The sequence below is a fragment of the Nonomuraea sp. NPDC049649 genome (assembly GCF_040675175.1).
Taxonomy (GTDB): domain Bacteria; phylum Actinomycetota; class Actinomycetes; order Streptosporangiales; family Streptosporangiaceae; genus Nonomuraea.
This window is the reverse complement of sequence record NZ_JBFAOH010000014.1, coordinates 137019-161788: the sequence shown is the minus strand read 5'-3', so window position 1 is coordinate 161788 and position 24770 is coordinate 137019. Positions and strand designations below refer to the sequence as shown.

Genomic DNA, 24770 nt, shown 5'->3' with positions numbered 1-24770 from the left:
TCATGCGGGCCGTCGAGCGGCGACCGGACTAGACCGTCACCCCGGCTCCCGCCGAGTCCCTTCACCAAGCACCGTAGTGGTGCCTGCGAGAAAGATGGTGCCGTAGTGACCCGGCCGCCCGTCCCGCCGTTCACCGCTGAAACCGCCCGCGTCAAGGTGCAGTCCGCCGAGGACGCCTGGAACACCCGCGACCCGCAGCGGGTCGCTCTCGCCTACACGGCCGACTCGGTCTGGCGCAATCGCGACGAGTTCGTCACCGGTCGCGACGAGATCATCGCCTTCCTGACCCGCAAGTGGGAGCGGGAGCTCGACTACGCGCTCCGCAAGGACCTCTGGTCATTCACCGACGACCGGATCGCCGTCCGGTTCCAGTACGAGTGTCACGACGCCGACGGGCAGTGGTGGCGCAGCTACGGCAACGAGCTCTGGGAGTTCGACGCCGAAGGGCTGATGCGGCGGCGGGAGGCCAGCATCAACGACCTGCGCATCACCCCGGAGGAGCGCCGGATCTTCGGCCCGCGCCCGGAGAGTGAGCACGGGCTGTCCATCCCGCTCCGCTAGCTCACGCGAGACGGGCGCGGGCCGCCGCGCGGTCGATCCCCAGGTGGTCGACGAGCTGCGCCACCGGGTCGGGGTGGCCCTGCCCGAGCAGGACGAGCGCGAGCTGCCGGTGCGCCTGCGCCGACCGCGTCTTCAGGGTCGTGCGCTTGATGGCCTGGTTGATGACCGCCCTGGCGCTGGAGGTCAGGGCGGTGCCGGGGACCGGCCGGTGCTTGCGCGGCTTGCGCGGCAGGTCGCCGACGTCGAGGCCGAGCATGCGCAGCGCCTCCCGGTCCAGCTCGGCGAGGGCCGACCGGGCCCGGTCCAGGTCCACGCCGAGGGCCTGGGCCGAGTCGCGATGATGCAGGAGGCCGAGCAGCAGGTGCTCGGTGCCGAGGCGCCGGTCGCCCCGCTGCCCGGCCTCCTCGAACGCGGCCTTCACGACCACATGGAACGGCGTCTTCTCCTTGCCGAAGCCGAACATCGCCCGTCCTCACTTCCCGTATTTGGCGTGCACCGACTGCCGTGACATGCCGAGCGCGTCGCCGATCTGCTCCCACGTCCAGCCCTGCTCGCGGGCCTGCGCCACGGAGATCGCCTCGACCTGCTCGGCCAGCCGGTGCAGCGCACCCACCGCCCGCAGCCCCATCGCGGGGTCGTTCGACCTGATCCGCTCGGCCAGCTCTGTCATGTCCACGCTGTCAGGCTAGATTGACAGTCGCAGATTTGTCAATCTAGCCTGACAAGCATGGAAGATGTGCTGATCGTCGGAGCCGGCCCCGTCGGCCTCATGCTCGCGTGCGAGCTGGGCCTGGCGGGCGTCCGCCCGATCGTGCTGGAGAAGAGAGCCGAACCGAGCCAGTTGCCCAGGGCCAACGGCCTGGGCGGGCAGATCGTCGAATTACTCGACCACCGCGGCCTGCTGGAGACCTTCAGCGAGGGCAGCCTGTTCGCGGGACGGCCGCCCGGCTTCCCGTTCGGGTCGGTGCCGCTGCGGTTCACCGGGGTGGACGACGTGCCCCTGCGCCTGCTGATGATCCAGCAGCCGCGGCTGGAGCGGCTGCTGACCGAGCGCGCGGAAGACCTCGGGGCCGAGATCCGCCGCGGCCGCGAGGTGGTCTCCCTCGACCAGGACCCGGACGGCGTGACGCTCGGGCTGACCGGCGGCGAGATCCGCGCCCGCTACGTCGTCGGCTGCGACGGCGGGCGCAGCCGGGTGCGCGAACTGGCCGGGATCGGCTTCCCCGGCACCACCGACGACGAGGTCCTGCGGCTCGGCCACTTCAGGTTCGACGGCGACCTGTTCGAGGCGCCGGAGACGGGCGGCCTGCGGCAGGGCTGGAACCGTACCCCGCACGGCCGGGTGCTGCTCACCTCGCTCCAGCCCGGCGTGCTCGTCGCCGGCGTCCGCGAGCGGGGCGAACTCCCGGACGGGCCGGTGACGCCTGAGGACTTCCGCGCGGCCGTGCGCCGCGTCCTCGGCCGGGAACTGCCGCTGGGCCCGCCGATCTGGCTGTCGAGTACGGTCGCGCAGGCCAGGCTGGCCGACCGATACCGGAACGGGCGGGTGTTCCTGGCCGGGGACGCCGCGCACCTGTTCCCCGCTGGCGGCTCCGCGCTCAACGTGGGCATGACCGACGCGGCCAACCTGGCCTGGAAACTCGCCGCCGCCCTCCACGGCCGGGCACCCGGAGGACTGCTCGACACGTACGAGAGCGAGCGCCGCCCGGCCGGCGAGCGCACCCTGACGCAGACCCGCGCCCAGGCCGTGCTCGACCGGCTGGACGGCGAGGACGGGACCGCGCTGCGGACGCTGCTCGGCGAGGTGTTCGCGTACGAGCAGCCGGCCCGGCACCTGGCCGCGCTGCTGCACGGCTCCGACGTCCGGTACGGCTCCGGCGGGCATCCGCTGACCGGCCGGTTCGTCCCGGATCTCGCGCTCGCGGACGGGCGGCGGGTGGCCGAGCTGATGCGCCGGGCGCGGCCCGTCCTGCTCGATCTGGGGGCCGGGGTCACGGTCGGCGGCGACGGGATCGACGTGGTCGAGGCGCGCGCCGACGACCCGCCCGCCGACGCGCTGCTGATCCGCCCTGACGGCTACGTGGCCTGGGCGGGCGCGGAAGGGCTCGCGGAGGCGGCCGGCCGGTGGTTCGTGCTGAGGAGATGAACCCGGGCTGCTCGCCGCCGGAGACCGACACTATCCTGTGATATTGCGGCATATCCGGCTGGATGCGCCGTTTCACCAGGTAAGACGGCTTCTGGTACGAGTAAAGCGCTGGCCCCGATCCGTCCGACGAAAGCAACCGATTGAACCTCTCCTCCATCCTTCCGCGCCCGAGAAAGCTCACCGTCACCGCCCTCGCCGCCTGCCTCCTCGCGACGGCGGCCTGCGGCGGCGGCAGCGGCGACACCCCGGCCACCCAGCAGGAGCCCCGCGCCACCGTGCGCCTCGCCCTCGACTGGGTGCCCAACACCAACCACGCCGGGTTCTACCTCGCCAAGGCGAAGGGCCTGTACGAGAAGGCGGGCATCGACCTGCGGATCCTGCCCTACTCGGACGCGCCCTCGGACACCGTGGTCAGCGCCGGGCAGGCCGAGTGCGGGGTGACCGCGCCGCCGTTCGCGAGCATCTCCATCGCCAAGGGCGGCAAGGAGACGATCGTGATGCCGGTAGTGCAGAAGCCGCTCGGATCGCTCGCCGTGCCGGCCGACTCCAAGTACCAGCGCCCCGCCGACCTCGACGGCGCCACGTACGGCGGCTTCGGCTCCGCCGGGGACGAGGAGCTGATCAAGGCCATCATCCGCCAGGACGGCGGCAAGGGAGACTTCACCTACGTCAACCTGACCTCCGGCACGACCGAGGCGCTCTTCGCCGGCCGGGTCGACTTCATCAACGCCTACGTCAACAACCAGCCGATCCTGGCCGAACTGCGCGACAAGCCGCTGCGCGTCTTCCCCTACGCCGACTTCGGCATCCCGTCCTACCCGGGCGTCGTCGTGGCCTGCAACAACGAGTGGCTGGAGCAGAACGGCGACACGGCCAAGCGGTTCGTCGCCGCCTCCGCCGACGGCTGGGAGGCCGCCCAGGCCGACCCCGAGAGCGCGGCGCAGACCCTGATCGACGAGAACCCGGGCGGCTTCGCGACCGACGAGGCCAAGGAGGCCCAGCGCCGGAGCCTGGCCAAGATGGCCGCCGACGGCCTGATCGTCAACGAGCAGGGCCGCGCCGGCTGCCTCGCCGTCGACCAGCTCGACGCCCTCGGCAAGCACCTCACCGAGATCGGCTTCTACGAGGCCTCCGGGGTCGACCCGGCCCCGGACTTCACGAAGATCGCCACCAGCGCCTACCAGCCGGAAGCCTGCGCGACTTCATGATCGTCGTTGAGGGCCTGCGCAAGAGGTTCATCGGCCGCGATCGCCGCCCGATCCCCGTGCTGGACGGGATCGACCTGTCCGCGCGCACCGGGGAGTTCGTCAGCGTGATCGGGCCCAGCGGCTCGGGCAAGAGCACGCTGCTGAACATCCTGGCCGGGCTCGACACCGCCGACGCCGGCCGGGTCGAGCTCGACGGGCGGCTCCTCGAACCCGGCCGCCACGCGGTCGCCTACATGCCGCAGCGCGACACCCTGCTCCCCTGGCGCTCGGTGCTCGACAACGTGGCGCTGCCGCTCCAGATCCAGGGCGTCGGCCGGGCCGCCGCCCGGGAACGGGCCCGCGAGCTGCTGCCCGCCTTCGGGCTGGACGGTTTCGAACGGGCCCACCCGTTCACCCTCTCGGGAGGGATGCGCCAGCGGGCGGCGCTCGCCCGTACGATCATCCAGGACCGCTCGACGCTCCTGCTGGACGAGCCGTTCGGCGCGCTCGACAGCCTCACGCGCAGCGAGATGCAGGAGTTCCTGCTGTCGGTCTGGGCCCGGTACGAGCGGACCGTCCTCTTCGTCACCCACGACATCCGCGAGGCGACCTACCTCTCGGACCGCGTCCTCGTCCTGTCCGGGCGGCCGGCCCGGGTCGTCCGCACCCTCGACATCGACCTGCCGCGCCCGCGCACCATCGAGCTCACCACCACCCCGGAGTTCGCCCGCCTCGAAGCACTCCTGCTCCAGGCGCTCCGCGACTCCTCCACCCTCGACCCCCCCACACCCAGGAGGTCCGGCTCTCCTTGACTTCCTCCCCTTCGTAAACGAAGGGGATTCCCACGGTCGCCCGTGAGGCTTCCTGCTTCACAGCCGGTCGCCTCGTCCGAGAGGACTCTCGTTGAGGTCTTACACCAGCTCCACAGGCGTTTCAGCTCTCCGCCAGCCCGGCGGCGAGCACGTTCCTGGCCGCGTTGACGTCCCGATCGTGAACCGCGCCACACGCGCAGGCCCACTCCCGGACGCTCAGCGGCATCCTCTCCTGCACTGCACCGCACACCGAGCACAGCTTGCTGGAAGGAAACCAGCGATCCACCACCACCAGCGTGCGGCCGTACCACCGGGCCTTGTACTCCAGCATGCAGCGCAGTTCCCGCCAGCTCGCATCAGAGACGGCGCGGGCCAGCGTGCGGTTCTTGACCATGTTGCAAACGGTCAGGTCCTCGATCACGACCGTTTGACTCTCACGGACGAGCCGAGTGGTGAGCTTGTGCAGGAAATCCCGGCGGCGGTCGGTGATCCGGGCATACACCCTGGCCACCTTCAGCCTGGCCCTGGCCCGGTTGGCCGAACCCTTCTCCTTGCGGGCCAGCGCCCGCTGAGCACGGGCCAGCCTGCGCCGGTCGCGGCGCTCGTGACCAGGGTTGGCGATCTTCTCGCCAGTGGAAAGCGTGACCAGGGCGGTGATGCCCGCGTCCACGCCCACCGACCGCTCCACGGGGTCCAGCGGCCGGATCGTCTCCTCGACCAGGATGGACACGAACCAGCGCCCGGCCGCGTCTCGGGACACGGTGACAGTGGACGGCTCCGCCCCTTCCGGCAGCGGGCGCGACCACACGATGTCCAGCGGCGCGTCCATCTTCGCCAGCGTCAACCGGCCCTCGCGCCAGCGGAACGCCGAGCGGGTGTACTCTGCCGACGCCCGGGACTTCCTCTTGCTCTTGAACGTCGGGTATTTCGCCCGCTTGGCGAAGAAGTTCGCGAACGCGGCCTGCAGGTGACGCAGTGCCTGCTGCAACGGCACCGACGACACCTCCGACAGGAAGCCGAACCCGCCGTTGCGCTTCCACGCCGTCAGGGCGGCCGACGACTCCCCATAGGAGACCCGGCGGCCCTGGGCATAGGCGCGGGTACGTTCCTCCAGCGCCTTGTTGTACACGAAGCGGACGCAGCCGAACGTCCGGGCAAGCTCTTCGGCCTGCTCGGGTGTCGGGTAGAAGCGGTACTTGTAGGCCCGCTTCACGATCTGCGCCACACTTCACATTCTGCTTTGACGATCGTTCAAGAGTCGTGTGTTTGCTCGAAACGCCGGTTCGCCTGGCGGCGAATCGGCTGCCCCTGTCCTGCTCGGCAGGGGTCCGATTCCTCCCCCGCCTGAAGGCGGGGTCTCCTCGGAGGCATCCAATGACCACCAGCGTGACCGACCAGATCTGGGCCGTGATGGCGCCCATCTACGACAAGATGCTCGAACTGCCGTTCATCCGCGAACTGCAGGACGGCACCCTGCCGAAGGAGGTGTTCGCCCGCTTCGTCGTCCAGGACACGCTCTACCTGGAGGACTACGGGCGGGCGCTGGCGCTGCTCGGCTCGCGCCTGGGCGACCAGGACGGCCTGATGTTCTTCGCCGGGGCCACCACCCGCGTGATCAACGTCGAGCGCGAGATGCACGGGACGTTCCTCGGCGAGCTCGGCATCACACCCGAGCAGATGGCCCAGGCCGAGAAGATCCCCTCGGTGGCCGCCTATACGAGCTGGGTCAAGCAGGCCGTCGGCATGGGCCGGGCGCACGAGGGCCTGGGGGCCGTGCTGCCGTGCTTCTGGGTCTACCGCGACGTCGGCCGGGAACTGGCCCGGCGCGGCGGCTCGCCCGACCCCGTCTACCAGCGCTGGATCGACAAGTACTCCGGCGAGGCCTTCGGCGCGTCCGCCACCGCAGCCATCGAGCTCGCCGGCCGCGTCGGCGCCGGCCTCGACGAGCGGGGCCGGGCCGAGATGGTCAAGGCCGCCCACCTGGCCACCCGGTACGAGTGGATGCTGTGGTCGGCCGTCTACGAGGACGAGCGGTGGCCGGTCTGAGCCGGCTCTCCCGGGGCGGCGCACTCGTGGCGCCGCTCGCCTTCCTGGCCGCCTGGCAGTTCCTGCCCGGCGTGCTCGGGGTCGACCGGATGATCCTGCCGACCCCGTCGGAGATCGTCGGCCAGCTCGTCGCCACCCGCGAGATCGCCTGGGAGCACACTCTCCACACGCTGGCCGAGACGGTGACGGGGTTCACCGCCTCGGCGATCGTGGCGCTGGCCGTCGCCGTGCTGATGGACCAGGTCGGCTGGCTCAAGCGGGGGCTCTACCCGATGCTCGTCGCCTCGCAGACGATCCCGATCATCGCCATCGCGCCACTGATGATCATCTGGTTCGGGTTCGGGCTGCTGCCGAAGGTGCTCGTCGTCGTCCTGGTGACGTTCTTCCCGATCGTGGTCGCGGTGCTCGACGGGTTCGCGAGCACCGACCCGGACGCCGAACGCCTGCTGCGCACGATGGGCGCGAGCAGGCGCCAGGTGTTCCTGCGCGCCCGGGTGCCGAGCGCGCTGCCCGGCATGTTCACCGGCATGCGGATCTCGGTCTCCTACGCGGTGACGGCGGCGGTCGTCGCCGAGTACGTGGGCGCGGAGCGGGGGCTGGGCATCTGGATGCAGCAGTCCAAGGCGGCCTTCCAGACCGACCTGGTCTTCGCGGCCATGCTCGTCGCCGCCCTCATCAGCACGACGCTCTTCCTGCTCACCAACGCCATCGCCCGCCTGGCCATCCCCTGGCACTACGCCCGGCGCTGACCTCAGCCGTCCTGCGGGAGCCCTCTGTTCTGCTCTCGTTCGTACGCGCGAAGCCCGTCCTCGTCGATCACCTCGCCGGCGGGCGGCGCGGCGATGACCGGAGGGGAGCCCCAGGTGTAGCGGGTGTCGGTCCGCTTGACCAGCGCGCCCACGGTGTCGGTGGTGAGCAGCCGCCTGGGCCGGCCGTCGCGGCCGGTCCAGAGCCGCCAGCTGACCTTTCCCTTGCCGCTGATGGGCCGCCCCGACGTCCAGCCGATGACGGTGGTCTTGGAGATCCTGCTCAGGTCTCTGTACGTGATCGTGCCCCTGTGCAGGAAACCGCCGGTGACCGGGCTTCGGGTGGAGCGCTTGAGCAGGGCTTTCAGCGTGGCCCGGTCGTACACGTCGATCGGCTGCAGGCTGGCGTCCCGGTCCATGTCGCGGCCCAAGCTGCCCCGGTGCTTGCCCGGAAAGCGGACCCAGCTCTTGCCTTCCGGGACCGGGCCGGGGATCTGGGCGGCATGCACGTACACGTTCTTGCCCACGCGGATCACGCGGTAGGGCTTCGCTCCGTCCCGCCAGGTGTAGCCGACGGCCACCGGACCCGAGGAGGCGAGCCTCAGACGGCCCTCGATCCTGGTCGTGCTCGGCTTGCCGCCGAGGACGTAGCGGCTCGTCTCGGAGACGCGGACGCCCTGCTCGTGCCGGGGCGCGGCCGCCGCGGGGGTCGCGGGCACGATCAGCACGGCGGCGGCCAGGGCGACCCAACGTCTCACGTGTTCCTGCCAGGCGATCGGGGATGAGCTGCGATTGTTGCCGACCTACGGAGTTCCGGCAAGACCGGTGGTGAAGGAGATCCACACGTCAGGAGGACAGTCGGGCCGGTTCGGCACCGGCAGCCGGACCTCCGTCCACGCGTCGCCCGCCACCTCGGTCGCGACCCGCCGCCAGAACACGACCGCCGCCGAGTTCGCGTCCTGAAAGGCGACCTTCCAGGGGCCCGGATGCCGGGAGATCACCTCCCGCACGGCCCGCATCCCGATCCCCGACCTTCGCGCGCCCCGCACCACGAAGAAGCTGTTCAGCACCCGCTCCGGCCCGGACAGCGCACGCACGAACGAGAACCCCACAGGCCGGTCGCCCACGGTGAACAGGTACGCCGCCCAGTCGGGGTCGTGGAAGGCCCGGCGCAGCCGGTCGCTGTGGTAGGTGGCGTCGGGGCTGGGCAGCCCGCCCTGGAACTCCGCCATGTCGTGCCGGAACATGAGCCAGAGCCGCTCGACGACGGGACGATCCGCGGCACTCACCGGCCGCACGTTTGCCTGAAAAGTGGTCATAAAACCAATTTCCGGCCGGAAGCAACCCCGGCCGGAAAGGTAAACCTAGCAGGAGTTGTCCTGAGGTGCCGGTGTGCCAGATTCGGACCTTCCGGTGAATCAGCAAGATCAGCACGGCCAGGACTCACACGGCGAGAGCGTCCTCCTTGGCTTCGATGGCGGCCGACAGGTCCGTACGGAGCGCGTACCGGACGAAGGCCACCATCACCACGAGCGCCACCACCGTCGCCAGGCCGAACGCCATCCGCACCCCCCACACTTCCGCCACCACCCCGGCCAGAGCGGCCCCCGGAGGAAGCACGCCCCAGCTCAGCACCCGCGAGGCGGCATACACCCGGCCCAGCAGCTCCGGCGGGGAGAGGTTCTGCCGGATGGTGGCCACAAGAATCCGCCAGATACTCGACCCCGCCCCCGCCACCACCACCCCCACCGCGATCACCCAGGCCGGAGCCCCGACCGCGACGGGCAGCACCAGCAGCACAGTGCCACCCGCATCGGCGATCAGCAGCGTCGTCACCCCGAACCTGCGCCGCAGCCGCTCCACCACCATCGACGCCCCGAGCCCGCCGACCGCCATACCGGTGAGCAGCAGGCCGTACTGAGTGGTGCTCAGCCCGAGCGGCCCGGGCGCGACCGCGTACACGACGAGCAGAGCGGTGGCAGCGGCCCAGACGAGGTTCATCACAGCGGTGTAGAGAGTGAGCGTACGCACCACCGGCTGCCCCCACAGATAGCGCAGCCCCGCGCTCAGGCCACCGCGAGCCGAATCCTGAGGCTCCTCCGCAGGCGTGGCGACTCTTCCGGCGGCCGGCACTTCACCCGGGTGTCCGTGCTCGGTGGTCAGCGCTTCGCCTGGGTTGCTGGGTCCGGCGGTCAGCGGTTCACCCGGGTGGCTGGGCTTGGAGGTCAGCGGTTCGCCTGAGTTGCTGGGCTCGGCGGTGCGGGTTCTGGCCGGTACGGGTGGGAGCGTCATGACGAGGATGCCCGCGATCGCCAGCACGTAGAGGACGGCCCCGGCGCCGGTGGCGAGGGCGAGGGTGGCGGCGGCCAGAAGACCGGCGAGCGGCGGCCCGGCGAGCTGGTTGGTGATGTTGATCGTGCCCTCGATACGGGCGTTGGCCCGGTTGCGCGCGGCGGGAGCGACGATCAGCGGAATGGTCGAGGTCAGCGCCGTATCGACAAGCGTCTCACCCACGCCGAGCAGCACGGCGGCGGCCAGGATCAGCGGCAGTGTGAGAACACCCGCGAGATGGGCGACGGTGAGCCCGCCCAGCACGACCGCGCGGACCAGGTTGACCCCGGCGAGCAGGGCACGCCGATCGACACGGTCGACGATCCATCCCGCGTGCAGCCCGAAGAGCGGCCAGGCCAGCGTGATCGCGGTCGTCACAGCAGCCACCCCGCCAGGCGAGGCCCCAACGCCGATCGCCAGCAGAGGCAGCGTGAACAGCGCCACGCCGTCACCGAGGTTGGCGGCACCGGTGCCGAACCACAGCCCATTGAACGACCGCCCAAGCGACCGGGGAAGAATGCCCATCCATCTCACCTTTCAAAGCCAGATGAACGGTAAGACTCGACCCTCTTACCTGTCAATCGCATTTGATCAGTGAGATAGTGGAGGCATGACCGAGGTGGAACTAGTGGGCAACGCGCTCTGCCTGGACTTCGCCAACACCGTCAACGCCCGCCCCGCCGCCACCCGCGACTGGCTGGCGACCCCCGAGGAGACGCTGACCTGGGCACACGCCGTCGGCCTGCCCATCGAGAACCCCGCCGAGCTCACCCGGACCCTGCCCGAGGCCCGGGAACTGCGCGAGGCGGTGTTCAGAGTGTTCGAAGCCCTGACCCAAGGCAGGCAACCACCGCAAAAGGACCTCGACGCAGTACTGACCACCCACGCCGAGGGCATCGCCCAGGCCAGGCTGCAAGAGCGCGGAGACGTGTACGAGCTCCAATGGGAATCCCCTCGTACGTTCCGCGTCCTGCTGTGGGAGGTAGCGACGTCAGCGGTCGAACTCCTCACCCACGGACCGCTGGACCGGCTCGGCGCCTGCCCGTCGTGCATCTGGCTGTTCCTCGACACGAGCAAGAACCGGCGCCGCCGCTGGTGCAGCATGGCCACCTGTGGCAGCCGCGACAAGTCACGCCGCTACTACGCCACCCGCTCGTCCTAGCTGACTCAGCTCATCGACCGACGCCAGATAGTCGTCCCAGCGGGTCAGCCCGCTGAGTCACCCCAGTCGCTCGTCCCAGCGGGCCAGGGAACTGAGCTACGTCCTACTCTCGTCTTGTCGAGGCCGGTCATCGAGCTACACCAGGCGGGTCGGGTCACTGAGTCACGCCACGCCCACGACATAGCGAGCCAGGTCAGTGAGCGAGGTTCTCCCGTGAGTAGTAGTTGTGCAGGCCGGTCACCTGACGCACCCAGAACGCGTCCTTCTGTGCCCGCGAGGCATTGCGCGGCAGCAGCCCCAGATCGGCCGCGAGGCCGTAGAACCCGCCACCGGCGTCGTTGCCGTCCAGATAGATCACCAGCGCGGAGATCATCAGCTGCGTTTCCGGGAGGTTCCGCTCGACGATGCGCCCGAGCAGATGACCCATCGCACTGCGCCCGTCCTGACGCCCGAAGTCGAAGCCGGGAAGGCCGGTCCGGAGTTCGAGTTCCGTGTTGAGCTCGGTGTAGGAAGTCGTCCCGCCGAGCCGGGCGCGTTCTATCAGGAACTCCAGGCCCGCCTCGATCAGCTGGTCCCAAGTGTCCTCGTCGCGCCCGTATTTGTTCACGTATCGACCTCCCAGGGAAGGGTAACGCTTGGCCACGGGGCGTGAAGGCAGAAAAGACGGGCTCGGTCACTTGATCTCCTTGCGGGAGACGCGGAGGATGCCGAGCGCGAGCGGGACCACGATCCACAGGGTGACCGAGACGGCTAGAGGCGCGAGGTCGGCGGCGGTCAGCTCACCGGACGCCAGGGGAGCGGTGGTGCGGTTGAGGTCGAGCCAGGCGGCCAGGGTCTCGCCGGTCGAGCTGAGCGAGGCCACGGTGTTCCACACGATGGTGGATGTCAGGTGGATGACGATCGCGGCCGGGCCGTTCAGCAGGAGCGCGCCGAGCGCGACTCCGGAGACGGTGAAAATCATGAGCGTCAGGGTCCACCCGGCCACCCCGGCAAGTTCCGCGTTCCATTCGGCGGGGACACCTTGCACGGCACCGGTCACCGCGGTGGCGGGCAGCGCGACCAGCACCGCGAACAGGCACGCCACCACGGTCGCGGCCATCGGCGGGACGGTCTTCGCCACGATCACGCGCCATCTCCTGGGCTCCAGGGCGAACGTCGTCAAAGTCGTACGGTGGCTCCACTCGCCGGTCACCGCCAGGATGCCGAGCACGGGCAGGAGCGTGCCGTAACTGATGCCGGCCGTCCAGATCAGCCGCTGCAGGTCGGGGCCGAGGTAAGCGGCGCGACCGGCGATGGCCGCGACTGCCAGCGCGAGCAGGATCGCAGTGATCACCATCGCGCTCCGGGTGTCGAAGAGCTTGCGAGCCTCAACGGCCAGCAGGCGGGGGAATGGCATGGAAAGCTCCGATCAGCTCAGGTAGTGAAGGGGCTGGTACGCAGTGCGCTTCGATCGGCTCAAGTGGTGAAGAGGGACGGCCGCAGGGTGCTCCGAACAGCTCAGACGGAGGACGGCCAAGGAGTCAGGTCTAGCGAAAATAGACGGCTATCACCAAGGACGCTTCGATCAGCTCGGATGGAGGGCAAGGATCAAGGACGCCCAGATCCTGCTCCTAGTAACGGGCGATGATCGAGAGCATCAGATCTAGCGAAGCTGGCGAGCGGCGACCAACGGCGCTCAGATCAGTTCAGACGAAGGGCGATGGTTACGGGCGCACAGATCAGCTCACATGGAGGGCGATGGTCGAGGGCGCTCGGATCACTTCCTCAACGGGACGGGATGGTCAGGCGGGGCTTCGGTCGGTGGTGGCGGTCAGGGCGAGGAAGGTCTGCTCAAGGCCGCCGCCCTGGTTGAGCTCGGCGGCGGTGCCTTGGACGAGCACCCGGCCTTGGCCGATCACGACGATGCGGTCGGCGACCCGTTCCACCTCGTGCAGCAGGTGGGAGGAGAGCAGCACGGCGCAGCCCGAGTCGGCCAGGTCGCGCAGGAGCACGCGCATCCACTGGATGCCCTGGGGGTCGAGCCCGTTGGCCGGTTCGTCGAGGACGAGGGCGCGCGGTCTGCCGAGCAGGGCGTGGGCGATGCCGAGGCGCTGGCGCATGCCCAGGGAGTAGGCGCCGACGGTGCGGCGTGACTCTTTACGGGTCAGCCCGACCAGATCGAGCACCTCGTCGACGCGGGACCTGGGCAGCCCGAGGGCGATCGCGCCGAGCGTCAGCGTCTCCCGGCCAGTACGCCCGGGGTGGAGGGCGCCCGCGTCGAGCAGCGTGCCGACCTGGCGGCCCGGGGACTCGAGCGCGGGGTAGGGGACGCCGAGCACGGTGGCCGAGCCGGAGGTGGGGCGGCAGAGCCCGGCCAGGATGTGCAGCGCCGTGGACTTGCCGGCGCCGTTGGGGCCGACGAAGCCGGTGACGCTGCCCGCCTCGACGGTGAAGGACACGTCGTCGAGCGCTTTCACGTCTTTGTAGGTCTTGGTCACATGCTTGAACTCGATCACGTGCCCTAGTTCATCGTGAAGGGGCCGGGCCGTTCATCGGAGCCAGGTCGATGATGCGATAGACCCAGGGCGACCCTGCCATCGACCCAGGTCGCTAAAAGCACACCGCGCGTTTTCCTAGGCTTGACGTCGTGCGCCACCACCCCGATTACCAGCCGCCCCTCAGCCGAGGGGACAGCCTGCTGCGTTACCTCGCGGCGCTGGCGCCGATCCTCTTCTACGCAGTGGTCATCACCTGGACGGTGACCCGCCACCCCGAGCGGCTGCCGACCGGCGTGCTCGACCTGACGCTGGGGTTGCTCGGGCTGGTTCTGATCCGCTGGCGGCGCCGCTGGCCGTGGCAGATCGCCGCGGCGACCGTGCTGCTCACCGCCGCGTCGGCCGCGGCGACCGGCCCGGCGTACGTGGCCTACGTGTCGCTGTGCACCCGCCGCCGCTGGCGCTGGATCCTGCCGATCGCGGGCCTGTTCCTGGTCTGCCTGAGCGTCTACTCGCTCGACGACGGCTTCACCCAGCAGGCCATGATCAGCATGGTCAGCGGCGTCACCATCCTCGGTGGCCTGACCGTCTTCGGCCTCTACCTGCGGTCCCAGCGCGACGCCGACCTGGCCGCCGAACGGGCGGAGCGGCAGCGCATCGAGCAGGCCAAGCTATCCGAGCGCACCAAGATCGCCCAGGAGATGCACGACGCGCTGGCCCACCGCATGTCCCTGCTGGCGATGCTCGCCGGCGGCCTGGCCTACCGCGTCGACCTCAGCCCCGAAGAGACCCGCGAGACCGCGCGGGCCATCCAGGTCAACGCCCACCAGTCGCTCCAGGAGCTGCGCACCGTGCTCGGCACCCTCCGCGCCGACGGCGGGCTGGCGCCGCCGCAGCCCACCCTGGCCGACCTGGACGAGCTGTTCCGCGAGGTGCGGGCCGCCGGGCAGAAGGTGCTGGTGGCCGACACCATCGAGCAGCGCGACGAGCTGCCCACCCAGACGGGCCGCAACGCGTACCGGATCGTCCAGGAGGCGCTGACCAACGCCCGCAAGCACGCGCCCGGCAGCAGCGTCACGGTCGAGCTCGCCGGGCGCCCCGGAGAGGGGCTGCGCATCCACGTGGCCAACCCGATGCCCTACGGCGTGCGGGCCGGTCCCGGAGGCAGGCTGGGGCTGGTCGGCCTGGCGGAACGGGTGCGGATGGCGGGCGGCACGATTACCCACGCCCAGCAGAATGGGCGGTTTGTTCTCGATGTCCGGTTGCCGTGGGAGGCTTGACGCTGTGACGCGCGTGCTGATCGTCGACGACGACCCGATGGTACGGACGGGGCTCCGCCTCATCCTGGGCGGCGAGCCCGACCTGGAGATCGTCGGCGAGGCGGGCGACGGTCACGAGGCCATGACCCTGGTCCGCGACTGCCGGCCCGACGTCGTGCTGATGGACATCCGCATGCCCGGCCAGGACGGCCTGGTCACCACCGAGCTGCTGGTCGCCCAGCCGGACGCGCCGCGGATCCTCGTGCTGACGGCCTTCGACGCCGACGACATGGTGCTCCGCGCGCTCCGCCTCGGCGCCGCCGGGTTCCTGCTCAAGGACACGCCACCGGCCAAGATGATCGACGCCGTCCGCGCGGTGGCGGCAGGCGAGCCGGTGCTGTCGCCCAGCGTCACCTACCAGGTGATCGCCGCAGCTACCGGCGGTCACGAACCCCAGAGCGAGGAGGCCCGGCGGGAGCTGGCCAAGCTGACAGACCGGGAGCTGGAGGTCGCCATCGAGGTGGCCAGGGGAAGCTCCAACGCGGAGATCGGCGAACGCCTCTACATGAGCGTCGCGACCGTCAAGGCCAACATCACCCGCATCTTCGCCAAACTCGGCACCGACAACCGCGTCCAGGTCGCCATGAAGGTCCGCGACGCCGGCCTCCTTACCTAACCCTTCTGTACGAAGCCGCCTAAACGGTCTGCGGCCTGTACGGAGTAGCCCCGATTGTCTGCGGCTGCGCGAAGTCGCCTCAAGGGTCTACGGGTCTGTACGGAGTCGTTCCAACGGTCTGCGGCCTGTGCGAAGTCGTCTCAACGGTCTGCGGGTCTGTACGGAGTCGTTCCAACGGTCTGCGGCCTGTGCGGAGTCGCCATCGGTTGTGGCCTGTACGGAGTTGCTTCACCGGGCTGCAGCGGGCGTGTAAGACCGGATCTTCCTGGCGGCCAGGGCGAGCAGGGCGATTGCGGCGACCGCGAAGACGACGTTCCCGGCCAGGTCCACCGCCGGATCGGCGGGAATCGCGGGCGGCTGCGGGAACCCGTGCCAGGCATAGGTGACCACGCCCCCGGCCGCCAGCGCGAACCGTTGCCAGAGCCCCCACCCCGGCTCCCGCGCCCAGCGCACCACCAGCACGCATACGGTGACGTACAGCGCCAGATGCATCACCATGACCAGCCAGCCGCCGAGCGCGTCCAGAAACATCACGGACAACCAGAACACAGCACCCGCCACCAGCGAGAACACCAGCACCGCCCAGCCACCCGGCACCCGCTCAGCCGATCGCCCGGATTTATCTGCCAGACCAGCCCCGGCACGCTCAGCCGATCGTCCTCGCTCAGGCGTCGGACCGGCCTCGGCGTGCTCGGGCTGGGCTGTCGGGCCAGTCCCGCCGCGCTCAGCCGGTTGCTCGGGCTGGGCTGCCGGGCCGGTTCCGCCGTGCACGGCCGGTTGCTCGGGCTGGGCTGCTGGACGAGTCTCGGCGAGCACGGCCGGGTGCTCTCGCTCGGCCGTCTGACCAGCTACGGCGCTGCTGGTTGCCGGACGCCGCTTCAGGGCGATGAACACCAGCAGTCCTGCGAGCAGAGCCGCGCCCACCAACTGCCAGGCCCCCGGCTCGTACGGGTCGATCGTGTACGCGGCTGCCGCTCCCAGCATGAACAGCACGCCGGCGACCACCAGTCCCGGGGTGCGCAGCCAAGGCTCCGTCGCCCGGCCGGGCACCAGTGACTCCATCACGGCGATGGGCACGCAGATGCTGCCCACCACGTGGACACCCAGCACGAACACCGTCCACCAGGCGCTCACCCCCACGCCGGGGATCCAGAGGTACGACTGGAGGTCCATCCCCGCATAGCCGGGGTTGAACAGGGAGCGGGTGACCAGCCCCTCCTCGATCAGGCCGTACGCGACGGCGAGCAGGACGATGCCCGGCCAGCCCGCGCCCCGCCGCCTGGCCAGCTCGCGGACGAGCAGCGCGCCGCCCCCGTACAGCGGCGCCAGGGTGATCAGCGCGAACAGCATGGTGATGGGCAGGTTGCCCAGCAGGAACTCGCCGACGAGCGGCGACAGGAAGAAGAGCCCTAAGGCGGGCGCCACGCGTTTCCACATGTCCACCAGCCTCACTGGGGCGGGGCGCGGCCGGTAGTGACGTTCGTCAGAGCCAGCCCTTGGTCTCCGCGGCGCGCGCCGCCTCCGCCCGGTTGCGGGCGCCCAGCTTGCCGATCGCCGACGACAGGTAGTTGCGTACGGTGCCGTCCGACAGGTAGAGACGGCGGGCGATGTCGGCGATCGTGCCGCCCTCGGTGGCGGCGCGCAGCACGTCGCGTTCCCGGGCGGTGAGCGGGTTGGCGCCCTCGGACAGACTGGCGGCGGCCAGCTTCCGGTCGAACACCCGCTCACCGGCGTGCACCCGGCGGATCGCGTCGGCCAGTTCCCCGGCCCTGGCGTCCTTGACCACGTACCCGGCGACACCGGCGTCCATGGCGCGCCGCAGGTAGCCGGGGCGGCCGAACGTGGTCAGGATGATCACCCGTACGCCGGTGAGCCCGGCCGCGACGGTGAGCCCGTCGCCGCCGGGCATCTCGATGTCGAGCAGTACGACGTCGGGCCGCGACTCGGCGACCGCGGCGGCCACCTCGTCCCCGCGGCCCACCTGGCCGACGACCTCGATGTCCGGCTCCAGGCCGAGCAGCGCCGCCAGCGCCTCCCGTACGAGATGCTGATCGTCGGCGAGCAGCACGCGAATCACGGACTACCTCCCGAGAGCTTGAACGAAGACCTGTGATGGGCGCGCGTCGTCGGCCCAGAGGGGCGTCTAGGGGCTTGGCTCGCGGCACCGGCCGTAGTGTCCGCCGGGCTTGGCGACGGTAGGGAAGGGGCCGGTGTCATGGCGGTGGGGAGGCGTCAGGGGCGGGCGGCAGGGGGAGCCGGGCGTGGAGGCGGAAGCCGCCGGTGGGGGCGGGGGCGGCGTGGAGGGTGCCGCCCACGAGTTCGATCCGCTCGGTAAGACCGCGAAGCCCGGTGCCGCCGGTGTCGCCGGCGGGGCTGTAGTCGGTGTCGGAGCGGAGGGTGGTGTCGGCGCTGGTGCCGCCCTCGGTGACGGCAGGGCTGTGGTCGGCAGCAGGAGTGGGGTCGGAGCGGGTGTCGGTGGCGGCGCGGGCGGTGGTGCCGCCGTTGGTGACAGCAGGAGTGGGGTCGGAGCCGGTGACGAGGCCGGGGGTGGGGCCGTCGTTGGTGATGTCGATGTAGGCGTCGCCGTTCGAGGTGCCGAGGCGGATGTGGCATCGGCGGGCGCCGCTGTGACGGACGACGTTGGTGGTGCCTTCTCGTACGACCCAGGCCAGGACCGGTTCGGCTTCGGCGGGGACCGGGTCGGCGGAGAGTTCGAGGTGGATGCCGGCGGCGGCGAGGGCGCGGCGTGCGGCGGCGAGTTCGCCGGGGAGCGACGGTTGACGGTAGCCGGCGATCGCGTCGCGTACGTCCGAGAGCGCCTGGCGGGACAGCTCCTCGACCTCGCCGATCTCCGAAGCGGCCCGCGCGGGGTCGGCGGTCATCAGTCTGCCCGCGAGCTGGCTCTTCAGCGTCATCACCGCCAGGCTGTGCCCCAGGATGTCGTGCATGTCGCGGGCGAACCGGAGCCGTTCGTTGTCCACGGCGAGCCGTTCCACCTCGGCGTTCGCGAGGGACAGGGCCCGGTTGGCGGCGGCGAGTTCGAGGAAGGCGCGCATCGCCCCGGCGAAGACGGCCACCTGCAGCGGGATCCACCAGTTGTCCGCGAGCGGCGCGCCGAGCAGCGGCAACGAAAGGGTGACGGCGCCGACGGTCAAGACGGTCCCCAGCAGCATGGGCCGTCTGGGCAGGGCCGCGGCCAGCGCCGTGATCAGGAAGAACGACGCGGCGAACACCCACAACTCGCCCAGCGCTACAGCCAGAAGGGCCGCGACCGCGTACATCAGGGCGAGCGCGTACGGGGTCGCGTTCAGATGCGGGCGGGCCAGCGCGGTCCACACGACCCGCAGGTAGAGCGCGGCGAAAAGCAGCAGCCCCACGACGACGAGCCCCACCTCGGCGGCGGACGGCGAGCGGGACAGGAAACCGGGGACAGGCCACACCAGGACGGCAAGGTAGACGGAGGTCCAGAGCCGGCCCTTCATGCCGATCACCCTAACCACGCGGCGACGGGAAGAGACCTGACGAATGTCACGGCACCCCCGCTTGATCTCTCCCGGCGCCGAGGGTTCAGGCTTGGGGGTATGGACGAAGTATTCGACAGCCCCACAGACTGGGTGGCCGAGCACATCCGCCGCTACGTGGAGACGGACGGCGAGAAGGGTCACCTCTTCCAAGGATTCCCGTCGCTGCTGCTCACCACTCGGGGCCGGAAGTCCGGTCAGTTAAGGAGAACGGCCCTGATCTACGCGCAGGACGGCGACCGTTACCTGGTCGTCGCCAGCGCCGGCGGCTCGGACCGCCATCCGGCCTGGTATCTCAACCTGTCCGCCCATCCGGACGTCACCGTGCAGATCAAGGCGGACACTTTCGCCGCCCGCGCCAGGACGGCCACCGCGGAGGAGAAGAAGGAGCTGTGGCCGCGCGCGGTGGCCGTGTTCCCGATGTGGGACACGTACCGGTCGAAAACAGACCGGGACATCCCACTGGTGATCATCGAACGGTCAGGCGGAGACGAGCCCGCGGACGTCGGCGAGAAGCTCGAAGGAGCGTAGCCAGGCCTCGCGGTCGGGGGCCGCGGACACCACGATGAGCTCGTCGGCCTGGGCATGCTCGGCGAACCGGTCGAGATAGTCCTTGACCTCGCCGGGCGTGCCGATGGCCGAGTACTTGGTCATCTGGAGGATCTGCTGCCCGGCGGGCGACTCCAGGATCATGTCGGCTTCCTCGTCGGTGAACTCGCGGTCCCGGCCCAGCAGCAGGCTGACCCGGTTCCGCTTGGCGGCGAGGAACTGCTCTTCGGCCTTCTCCTTGGTGTCGGCGGTGATCACGTTGACGCCGGCGATCACGTACGGCTCGGCGAGCTGCGCGGACGGCTTGAACTCGCGCCGGTAGAGCGAGACCGCCTCCTCCAGCGCCGCGGGCGCGAAGTGCGACGCGAACGCGTACGGCAGCCCGAGCATGGCGGCGAGCTGGGCCCCGAACAGCGAGGACCCGAGGATGTAGAGCGGCACGTTCGTGCCCTTGCCCGGGGTGGCGTCGACGCCGGGGATGCGGGACTCGCCGGTCAGGTAGCCCTGCAGCTCCAGCACGTCCTGGGGGAAGTTGTCGGCCGAGGACGGGGTGCGGCGCAGCGCCCGCAGGGTCTTCTGGTCGCTGCCGGGCGCCCGCCCGAGCCCCAGGTCGATCCGGCCGGGGTGGAGGGTGGCGAGCGTGCCGTACTGCTCGGCGATGGTCAGCGGCGAGTGGTTGGGCAGCATGACGCCGCCCGCGCCGAGGCGGATGGTGCTGGTGTGCGCGGCCACGTGCGCGATCAGCACGCTGGTGGCGGACGACGCGATCGTGGGCATGTTGTGGTGCTCGGCGTACCAGATCCGGTGGTACCCCCACTCTTCGGCACGCCGCGCCAGCTCCACGCTGGCGGCGAAGCTGTCGGCGGCGGTCTCTCCCTTGCCGATGTACGCGAGATCGAGAATGGAGAGAGGCAGAGCCATTGGGACGTACCTTTCGTTATCGGGGTGCACGATGCGTAACCGCCTTGGGGGCGCCGTTATTTCCCGCCCAGCGCGCGGACCCAGAGCCGCACGATGGCGTCCAGGTGTCCGGGGTCGTCGAGCAGGGCGCCGTGGACCTGGGCTTCGACACCCTGGACGGCCAGCAGGGCGGTGACGCCGGGGTCGGGGGCGCCCAGTCTGGCCAGCTCGACGGAGAGCGCGTCCGCCATGCGCCGTTCGGCCTCGCGGAAGCGGGCGACGAGTTCCGGCGTGCGCGGGGCCTGGTCGAACAGCAGGCGGTGCAGTTCCGGCCGGTCCGCGTGCAGGGCGGCCACGCACTCCACCAGGTCGGTCACCAGCCGGGTCAGATCAGGAGGCTCTTCGGCGAACCGGGCGAACACCCGCATGACCTCGCGTTCGGCCGCCTCCAGGTGCAGGTCGGCCAGGGCCAGCAGGAGCGCGTCCTTGTTGGGGAAGTACTGGTAGAGCGATCCGACGGACACGCCCGCCCGGTCGGCGATCTTGTTCGTGGTGGTCGCCGCGTAGCCGTGCCGCTGGAAAAGCTGAGCAGCCGCCTCCAGGATCGCCTCCACCGTCTCGCGTGAGCGCTGCTGGCGGGGCCTTTTGCGGGGCGTGAGCACGTGTCTCCCAATGCGAGTACCAAAAACTGAAGATTACTCGCATTATGGCCTGGTGCTCCCCGAACTGCTCCCCTACACCGCCCGGATCCTGCCGGGCCTCCTCCTGATCGGCGTCTGCTTCGCCCTGGCCCGTGAGCCGCTGCTGCGCATCGTGGCGCTGGTGCTCGGGTTCGTGCTGATCAGGGACGCCATGACACCGCTCGGCTTCTGGCGCATCGGCACCTCCGGCCCGGCGCCGTGGCTGCGCTTCGCCGACGACGCGGGGCTCCTGCTGGTGTTCGGCGCCGTCACACTCCTGCTCACCGCCGCGGTGCTGCGCCTGGACGGCGAGTTGAGAGCGCTGGTGCGCTGGGGCCGCCCGATCACCGCGCTCGCGGGCCTGGGCGGCGGCCTGCTGATCGCGGGGCCGGTGCTGCTGCTGTCGCTCTCCGTCCCGGTGGCCGAGCGCGGCGGGCCGGTCGCCGCGGGCCTGCTGCCCGCCCTGCTGTTCTTCGCCCTGGCCGGCAACCTGGCCGAGGAGGTGCTCTTCCGCGGCCTCCTTCAGGGGTATCTGGAGCGCTCGGGCCCGGTGCGCGCCGCCCTGCTGTCCGCGGTCATGTTCGCCGCCTGCCACGCCTATCTCGCCTCGACGGTGACCGACCTGGGCTGGCCGCTGCTGGCCTTCACCCTCTACGAGGGGCTGATCTGCGCGTTCCTCCGGCTCCGGTACGGTGTCCTGCCGGCCGCCCTCGCCCACGGCCTGGCCATCTTCCTGCTGGCCGCCGGGTAGCATCCGCACTGTGAACCGTCGCATCATCGCCCTTATGGTCATCATCGGGATGGTCGGGATGAGCGGGCTGGCCGTCGTCCTTTCGGCGGTGCAGTCGGCCGGTTGGTGAAGTCGCTGACCTAGAGCGGGATTCGTGACACGATGTCGGTGACTCCGAGGAGTGTCCGATGTGTGACGATCCGCTGCTTCCCGAGCCCGTCGCCCGCGCCCTGGCCGAATACCGTGACCTCCGTGACCGGCACGGAGTGTGCTGGGGTGAAGAGCCTCTTTCGTACGTGGTCCAGGCCTGGGCCACCGTCTTCCTCGAACGCCGCCACGGCTACTGGGACACCGGCATGCGCCAGCTCGCCGAACGCCTGCCCGGCGCCTCGGAGGACGAGATCGACGACCGGATGGGCGAGGTGGACGTGGACCGGGTGGTCCGCGACGCGCTCGGCGGCGAGGTCGTCGCCTCCCTGCCCGCGCTCCGGCTGCGGCCCGGCGCGGTCGCGCTGGAGGCCAGCCCGCGCGTGGTGCTCGGTGACGGGCCGTTCCGTACGTGGTTGCTGCTGGATTCGAGCCGGGACGAGGCGGCCACGGTGGTCGTGGACGGTGAGACGTACGAGATCCCGGCCCGCGGCGCGAAGATCGTCGGCGTGCGGCGGGAGGTCGTCGCCGACGGGGCACCGGTCGACCTCAAGCCGCTGACCAGGCGGGCGGAGGCGGCGGCGGTGCGGCTGCGCGCCGGGTTCCCGTGCCGGTGGAGCGTGACGTCCGCCGACGGCCAGGGCTGGTACCCCGAGGGCGCCCCGCCCAAGGTCGACGGGCGCGGCAGGCCGTACTTCCACGGCGACGACCTCGTGGTGGCCGTGCCTGCCGAGCCGATCACGGTGACGGTGACCAGGGGGATGGAGTACGCCGAGTCCGAGGTCGCGCTGACCCCGGCGGCGGGTGCGGAGACGCCGGTCGAGCTGACCCCCGAGCGGCTGTACGACGCGGCGGCCCACGGCTGGTACGGCGGCGACATGCACGTCCACCTCAACTGGATGGGCGAGGAGCCAGCCGCCCCCGAGTTGGCGGCGAAGGCCCAGCACGGCGAGGACCTGCACGTGCTCAACCTGGTGGCCGGGAACGTGGCGAGCGCCCGAGTCTACGACCGGGAGGCGCTCGACCACTGGCTGGGCCGCGACCTGCCGTGGTCCGACGAGCGCCACCTGGCCAGGATCGGCGTCGAATACCGCAACGACCTGGTCGGCCACGTCGGCGCGTTCGGCCTGAACGCGCTGCCGGAGCGTTTCCACACCGGTTTCGCGGGCGACGCCGACTGGCCGCCGAACGCGGTCGCCTGCGAGGAACTGCGCCGGGCGGGCGCGGTGCTCGGCTACGGGCACCCGTTCCACCTGCCGGTCTCCGACACAGACCCGCCGGAGGCGGGGGTGCAGCGCGGGCGCAACTGCTCGGCCAGGGAGATCGTCGCGGACGCGGCGCTCGGCCTGGTCGACACGCTGGACGTGCTCAACCACTCGTCGATCCAGGGCACGGCCACGGTCTACCGGCGGCTGATCGGGGCGGGCAACCGGCTGGCGGTGACCGCCGGCACGGACGCGGTGCTGTCGTTCTGCCACCGCGGCACCTCGTCGGGCCCGCCCGGCTGGGAGCGGGTGTACGCGAAGGTGGACGGCCCGCTCACCGCCGAGTCGTTCGCCGAGGCGATCCTGATGGGCCGCACGTTCGCCACCACCGGCCCGTGGCTCGGGCTGACCGTGAACGGCCACGGCCCCGGCGACACGCTCGACCTGGCGCCGGGGGAGGAGGTGGAGATCACTGTCACCTCGGTCGGCCCCGAGGTCGAGAACCTGGAGATCCGGACCGCCGACGGCGTGCTGGCCCAGGGACCGCCCGGCCGCCTCACGGCCACCCTCCGAGCGGGCGATCCCACGTACGTCGTCGCGGTCGCGACCGGCGGCCCGCACCAGCGGACCTTCCACGGCAGCGGCGCCTACGCGCACACGAGCCCGGTCTACCTGAACGTGGCGGGCGCGCGCGTGGCGCGGCCCGAGGACGTGCGGTGGTGTCTCGGCTGGCTGGACCGGCTGGAGGAGGTCGTGCGGGAGTCGGGCGTCTTCGCCGCCGAGGAGCAGTACAAGGACCACGTGGCGCTCTACGACCGCGCCCGCGAGGTCTATCGGGCCCGGCTGCGTTAGGCCAGGCAGAGCCCGGCGTCGTCGTCGATGCCCTCCAGGAGGAGGGCGGCCAGGCTGCGGCGCTGGGCCGCGGTGAGGGTCATGGGCAGCACGATCGGCATCAGCTCGACGGCTCCGCCGGGCAGGTGGCGGACATGGCAGGGGACGTGGGAGACGGGGGAGGTGTGAAGCACCCGCTCACTATCGCAGCCGCCACCGACAAGAATGCCGCCATGACGTACGAAAGCGGGCTGCTCGACGTCGGCGACGGCAACCACGTCCACTGGGAGGCGTACGGCGCGCCCGGCGGGAAACCGGCGGTGGTGCTGCACGGCGGCCCCGGGTCCGGCGCGGAGCGGGGCCGGCTGCGCCACTTCGACCTGGAGACGTACCGGGTGGTCCTGTTCGACCAGCGCGGCTGCGGCCGGAGCACGCCCGACGCCGCCGACTTCGGCACCGACCTGTCCGTTCACCACCTGGTCGCCGACTTGGAACTGCTCCGCTAGCACCTGGGCGTCGAGCGGATCACTGAGGGCGTCGGCCGTTACTTCCCCCGCGAGTGGGAGCGGTTCCGCGACGCCGTCCCGCCGAGCCTGCGCGGCGAGCGCCTGGTCGACGCCTACGCCCGCCTGCTCACCGACCCCGACCCCGCCGTCCCCGCGCCTGGTGCGACTGGGAGGACTCGCATGTACGGGTGCGCGCCGATCAGCCGCCTGACCCGCGCTACGCGGACCCCCGGTTCCGGATGCGGTTCGCGCGCCTGGTCACCCATTACTGGAGCCACCACGCCTGGCTGGAGGACGACGA

The 24770-nt window shown here is 70.8% G+C and carries 27 protein-coding genes and 1 pseudogene; 13 read left to right on the top strand and 15 right to left on the bottom strand.

What is annotated here, in order from left to right; all coding sequences use genetic code 11:
- Positions 1–105 precede the first annotated feature (105 nt).
- Entirely contained in the window at positions 106–561 is a 456-nt protein-coding gene (locus tag AB0J42_RS20250) for a nuclear transport factor 2 family protein (protein WP_364296489.1), read from the top strand.
- A 1-nt stretch (position 562) separates the two neighbouring features.
- Here the strand turns inward: AB0J42_RS20250 and AB0J42_RS20245 are convergent, their stop codons facing one another.
- A complete protein-coding gene (locus AB0J42_RS20245; RefSeq protein ID WP_364296487.1) occupies positions 563–1024 on the bottom strand; it encodes a Clp protease N-terminal domain-containing protein in 462 nt (153 codons plus the stop codon).
- Positions 1025–1033: 9 nt separating this feature from the next.
- Complete coding sequence (locus tag AB0J42_RS20240; RefSeq protein ID WP_364296495.1) at positions 1034–1231, bottom strand: helix-turn-helix domain-containing protein; 198 nt, start codon at positions 1229–1231, stop codon at positions 1034–1036.
- A 57-nt stretch (positions 1232–1288) separates the two neighbouring features.
- On the opposite strand from AB0J42_RS20240, the gene AB0J42_RS20235 reads away from it, so the two are divergent.
- The 3 genes from AB0J42_RS20235 to AB0J42_RS20225 all read left to right on the top strand — a co-directional run bounded on the left by AB0J42_RS20235 (position 1289) and on the right by AB0J42_RS20225 (position 4706).
- Positions 1289–2707: an FAD-dependent monooxygenase gene (locus AB0J42_RS20235; protein WP_364296485.1), complete on the top strand. Its 1419-nt coding sequence runs from the start codon at positions 1289–1291 to the stop codon at positions 2705–2707.
- Between the two features lie 140 nt (positions 2708–2847).
- A complete protein-coding gene (locus tag AB0J42_RS20230; RefSeq protein ID WP_364296483.1) occupies positions 2848–3915 on the top strand; it encodes an ABC transporter substrate-binding protein in 1068 nt (355 codons plus the stop codon).
- The gene (locus AB0J42_RS20225) at positions 3912–4706 is read left to right on the top strand and encodes an ABC transporter ATP-binding protein (RefSeq protein WP_364296482.1); all 795 of its coding nucleotides are present in this window, start codon (positions 3912–3914) and stop codon (positions 4704–4706) included. The genes AB0J42_RS20230 and AB0J42_RS20225 overlap by 4 nt, the downstream gene beginning before the upstream one ends.
- A 49-nt stretch (positions 4707–4755) precedes the next feature.
- On the opposite strand, the pseudogene AB0J42_RS20220 reads toward AB0J42_RS20225, so the two are convergent.
- Positions 4756–5931 (bottom strand): annotated as a pseudogene (locus tag AB0J42_RS20220) (RNA-guided endonuclease TnpB family protein); the annotation flags it as partial.
- Between the two features lie 149 nt (positions 5932–6080).
- On the opposite strand from AB0J42_RS20220, the gene AB0J42_RS20215 reads away from it, so the two are divergent.
- Together AB0J42_RS20215 and AB0J42_RS20210 are read left to right on the top strand one after the other, a co-directional pair.
- Positions 6081–6752 carry a TenA family protein gene (locus tag AB0J42_RS20215; protein ID WP_364296480.1) on the top strand — a complete coding sequence of 224 codons (672 nt, stop codon included), beginning with the start codon at positions 6081–6083 and terminating at the stop codon, positions 6750–6752.
- On the top strand, positions 6740–7501 hold the full coding sequence (locus AB0J42_RS20210; RefSeq protein ID WP_364296478.1) for an ABC transporter permease: 762 nt from the start codon (positions 6740–6742) through the stop codon (positions 7499–7501). The genes AB0J42_RS20215 and AB0J42_RS20210 overlap by 13 nt, the downstream gene beginning before the upstream one ends.
- A gap of 2 nt (positions 7502–7503) precedes the next feature.
- Here the strand turns inward: AB0J42_RS20210 and AB0J42_RS20205 are convergent, their stop codons facing one another.
- From AB0J42_RS20205 to AB0J42_RS20195, 3 genes are all read right to left on the bottom strand, one after another.
- On the bottom strand, positions 7504–8256 hold the full coding sequence (locus AB0J42_RS20205) for a hypothetical protein (RefSeq protein WP_364296476.1): 753 nt from the start codon (positions 8254–8256) through the stop codon (positions 7504–7506).
- A gap of 45 nt (positions 8257–8301) precedes the next feature.
- Complete coding sequence (locus AB0J42_RS20200) at positions 8302–8787, bottom strand: GNAT family N-acetyltransferase (RefSeq protein ID WP_364296474.1); 486 nt, start codon at positions 8785–8787, stop codon at positions 8302–8304.
- A 154-nt stretch (positions 8788–8941) separates the two neighbouring features.
- Positions 8942–10354, bottom strand: a complete 1413-nt coding sequence (locus AB0J42_RS20195; RefSeq protein ID WP_364296472.1) for an MFS transporter — start codon at positions 10352–10354, stop codon at positions 8942–8944.
- An 85-nt stretch (positions 10355–10439) separates the two neighbouring features.
- On the opposite strand from AB0J42_RS20195, the gene AB0J42_RS20190 reads away from it, so the two are divergent.
- Positions 10440–10991: an ABATE domain-containing protein gene (locus AB0J42_RS20190; RefSeq protein ID WP_364296470.1), complete on the top strand. Its 552-nt coding sequence runs from the start codon at positions 10440–10442 to the stop codon at positions 10989–10991.
- Positions 10992–11184: 193 nt separating this feature from the next.
- On the opposite strand, the gene AB0J42_RS20185 is transcribed toward AB0J42_RS20190, so the two are convergent.
- From AB0J42_RS20185 to AB0J42_RS20175, 3 genes are all read right to left on the bottom strand, one after another.
- On the bottom strand, positions 11185–11634 hold the full coding sequence (locus AB0J42_RS20185; RefSeq protein ID WP_364296468.1) for a hypothetical protein: 450 nt from the start codon (positions 11632–11634) through the stop codon (positions 11185–11187).
- Between the two features lie 30 nt (positions 11635–11664).
- The gene (locus AB0J42_RS20180) at positions 11665–12387 is read right to left on the bottom strand and encodes an ABC transporter permease (protein ID WP_364296466.1); all 723 of its coding nucleotides are present in this window, start codon (positions 12385–12387) and stop codon (positions 11665–11667) included.
- Between the two features lie 385 nt (positions 12388–12772).
- On the bottom strand, positions 12773–13486 hold the full coding sequence (locus AB0J42_RS20175; protein ID WP_364296464.1) for an ATP-binding cassette domain-containing protein: 714 nt from the start codon (positions 13484–13486) through the stop codon (positions 12773–12775).
- A 131-nt stretch (positions 13487–13617) separates the two neighbouring features.
- Between AB0J42_RS20175 and AB0J42_RS20170 the strand changes: the two genes are divergently transcribed.
- A complete protein-coding gene (locus tag AB0J42_RS20170; RefSeq protein ID WP_364296462.1) occupies positions 13618–14745 on the top strand; it encodes a histidine kinase in 1128 nt (375 codons plus the stop codon).
- Between the two features lie 4 nt (positions 14746–14749).
- Positions 14750–15400, top strand: a complete 651-nt coding sequence (locus AB0J42_RS20165) for a response regulator transcription factor (protein WP_364296460.1) — start codon at positions 14750–14752, stop codon at positions 15398–15400.
- A gap of 228 nt (positions 15401–15628) precedes the next feature.
- Here AB0J42_RS20165 and AB0J42_RS20160 read toward each other — a convergent pair whose 3' ends face one another.
- From AB0J42_RS20160 to AB0J42_RS20150, 3 genes are all read right to left on the bottom strand, one after another.
- The gene (locus AB0J42_RS20160; protein WP_364296458.1) at positions 15629–16837 is read right to left on the bottom strand and encodes a hypothetical protein; all 1209 of its coding nucleotides are present in this window, start codon (positions 16835–16837) and stop codon (positions 15629–15631) included.
- 46 nt (positions 16838–16883) lie between these two features.
- Entirely contained in the window at positions 16884–17477 is a 594-nt protein-coding gene (locus AB0J42_RS20155; RefSeq protein ID WP_364296456.1) for a response regulator transcription factor, read from the bottom strand.
- Positions 17478–17613: 136 nt separating this feature from the next.
- The gene (locus tag AB0J42_RS20150; RefSeq protein WP_364296454.1) at positions 17614–18882 is read right to left on the bottom strand and encodes a histidine kinase; all 1269 of its coding nucleotides are present in this window, start codon (positions 18880–18882) and stop codon (positions 17614–17616) included.
- Positions 18883–18981: 99 nt separating this feature from the next.
- Here AB0J42_RS20150 and AB0J42_RS20145 point away from each other — a divergent pair, with 99 nt between their 5' ends.
- Positions 18982–19452, top strand: coding sequence for a nitroreductase family deazaflavin-dependent oxidoreductase (locus AB0J42_RS20145; RefSeq protein ID WP_364296452.1), 471 nt, complete (start codon positions 18982–18984; stop codon positions 19450–19452).
- On the opposite strand, the gene AB0J42_RS20140 is transcribed toward AB0J42_RS20145, so the two are convergent.
- On the bottom strand, positions 19402–20391 hold the full coding sequence (locus AB0J42_RS20140; protein WP_364296450.1) for an LLM class flavin-dependent oxidoreductase: 990 nt from the start codon (positions 20389–20391) through the stop codon (positions 19402–19404). The two genes, AB0J42_RS20145 and AB0J42_RS20140, sit on opposite strands and share 51 nt — an antisense overlap.
- Positions 20392–20447: 56 nt before the next feature.
- A complete protein-coding gene (locus AB0J42_RS20135; RefSeq protein WP_364296448.1) occupies positions 20448–21032 on the bottom strand; it encodes a TetR/AcrR family transcriptional regulator in 585 nt (194 codons plus the stop codon).
- 52 nt (positions 21033–21084) lie between these two features.
- On the opposite strand from AB0J42_RS20135, the gene AB0J42_RS20130 reads away from it, so the two are divergent.
- Positions 21085–21801, top strand: a complete 717-nt coding sequence (locus AB0J42_RS20130) for a CPBP family intramembrane glutamic endopeptidase (protein ID WP_364296446.1) — start codon at positions 21085–21087, stop codon at positions 21799–21801.
- Positions 21802–21968: 167 nt separating this feature from the next.
- Positions 21969–23984 (top strand): CehA/McbA family metallohydrolase, encoded by a 2016-nt coding sequence (locus AB0J42_RS20125; protein WP_364296444.1) that lies wholly within the window; start codon positions 21969–21971, stop codon positions 23982–23984.
- Here the strand turns inward: AB0J42_RS20125 and AB0J42_RS20120 are convergent.
- Positions 23981–24157 (bottom strand): hypothetical protein, encoded by a 177-nt coding sequence (locus tag AB0J42_RS20120; protein ID WP_364296442.1) that lies wholly within the window; start codon positions 24155–24157, stop codon positions 23981–23983. The genes AB0J42_RS20125 and AB0J42_RS20120 overlap by 4 nt on opposite strands.
- A 39-nt stretch (positions 24158–24196) precedes the next feature.
- Between AB0J42_RS20120 and AB0J42_RS20115 the strand changes: the two genes are divergently transcribed.
- Entirely contained in the window at positions 24197–24469 is a 273-nt protein-coding gene (locus AB0J42_RS20115) for an alpha/beta fold hydrolase (RefSeq protein WP_364296440.1), read from the top strand.
- The last annotated feature ends 301 nt before the right edge of the window (positions 24470–24770 follow it).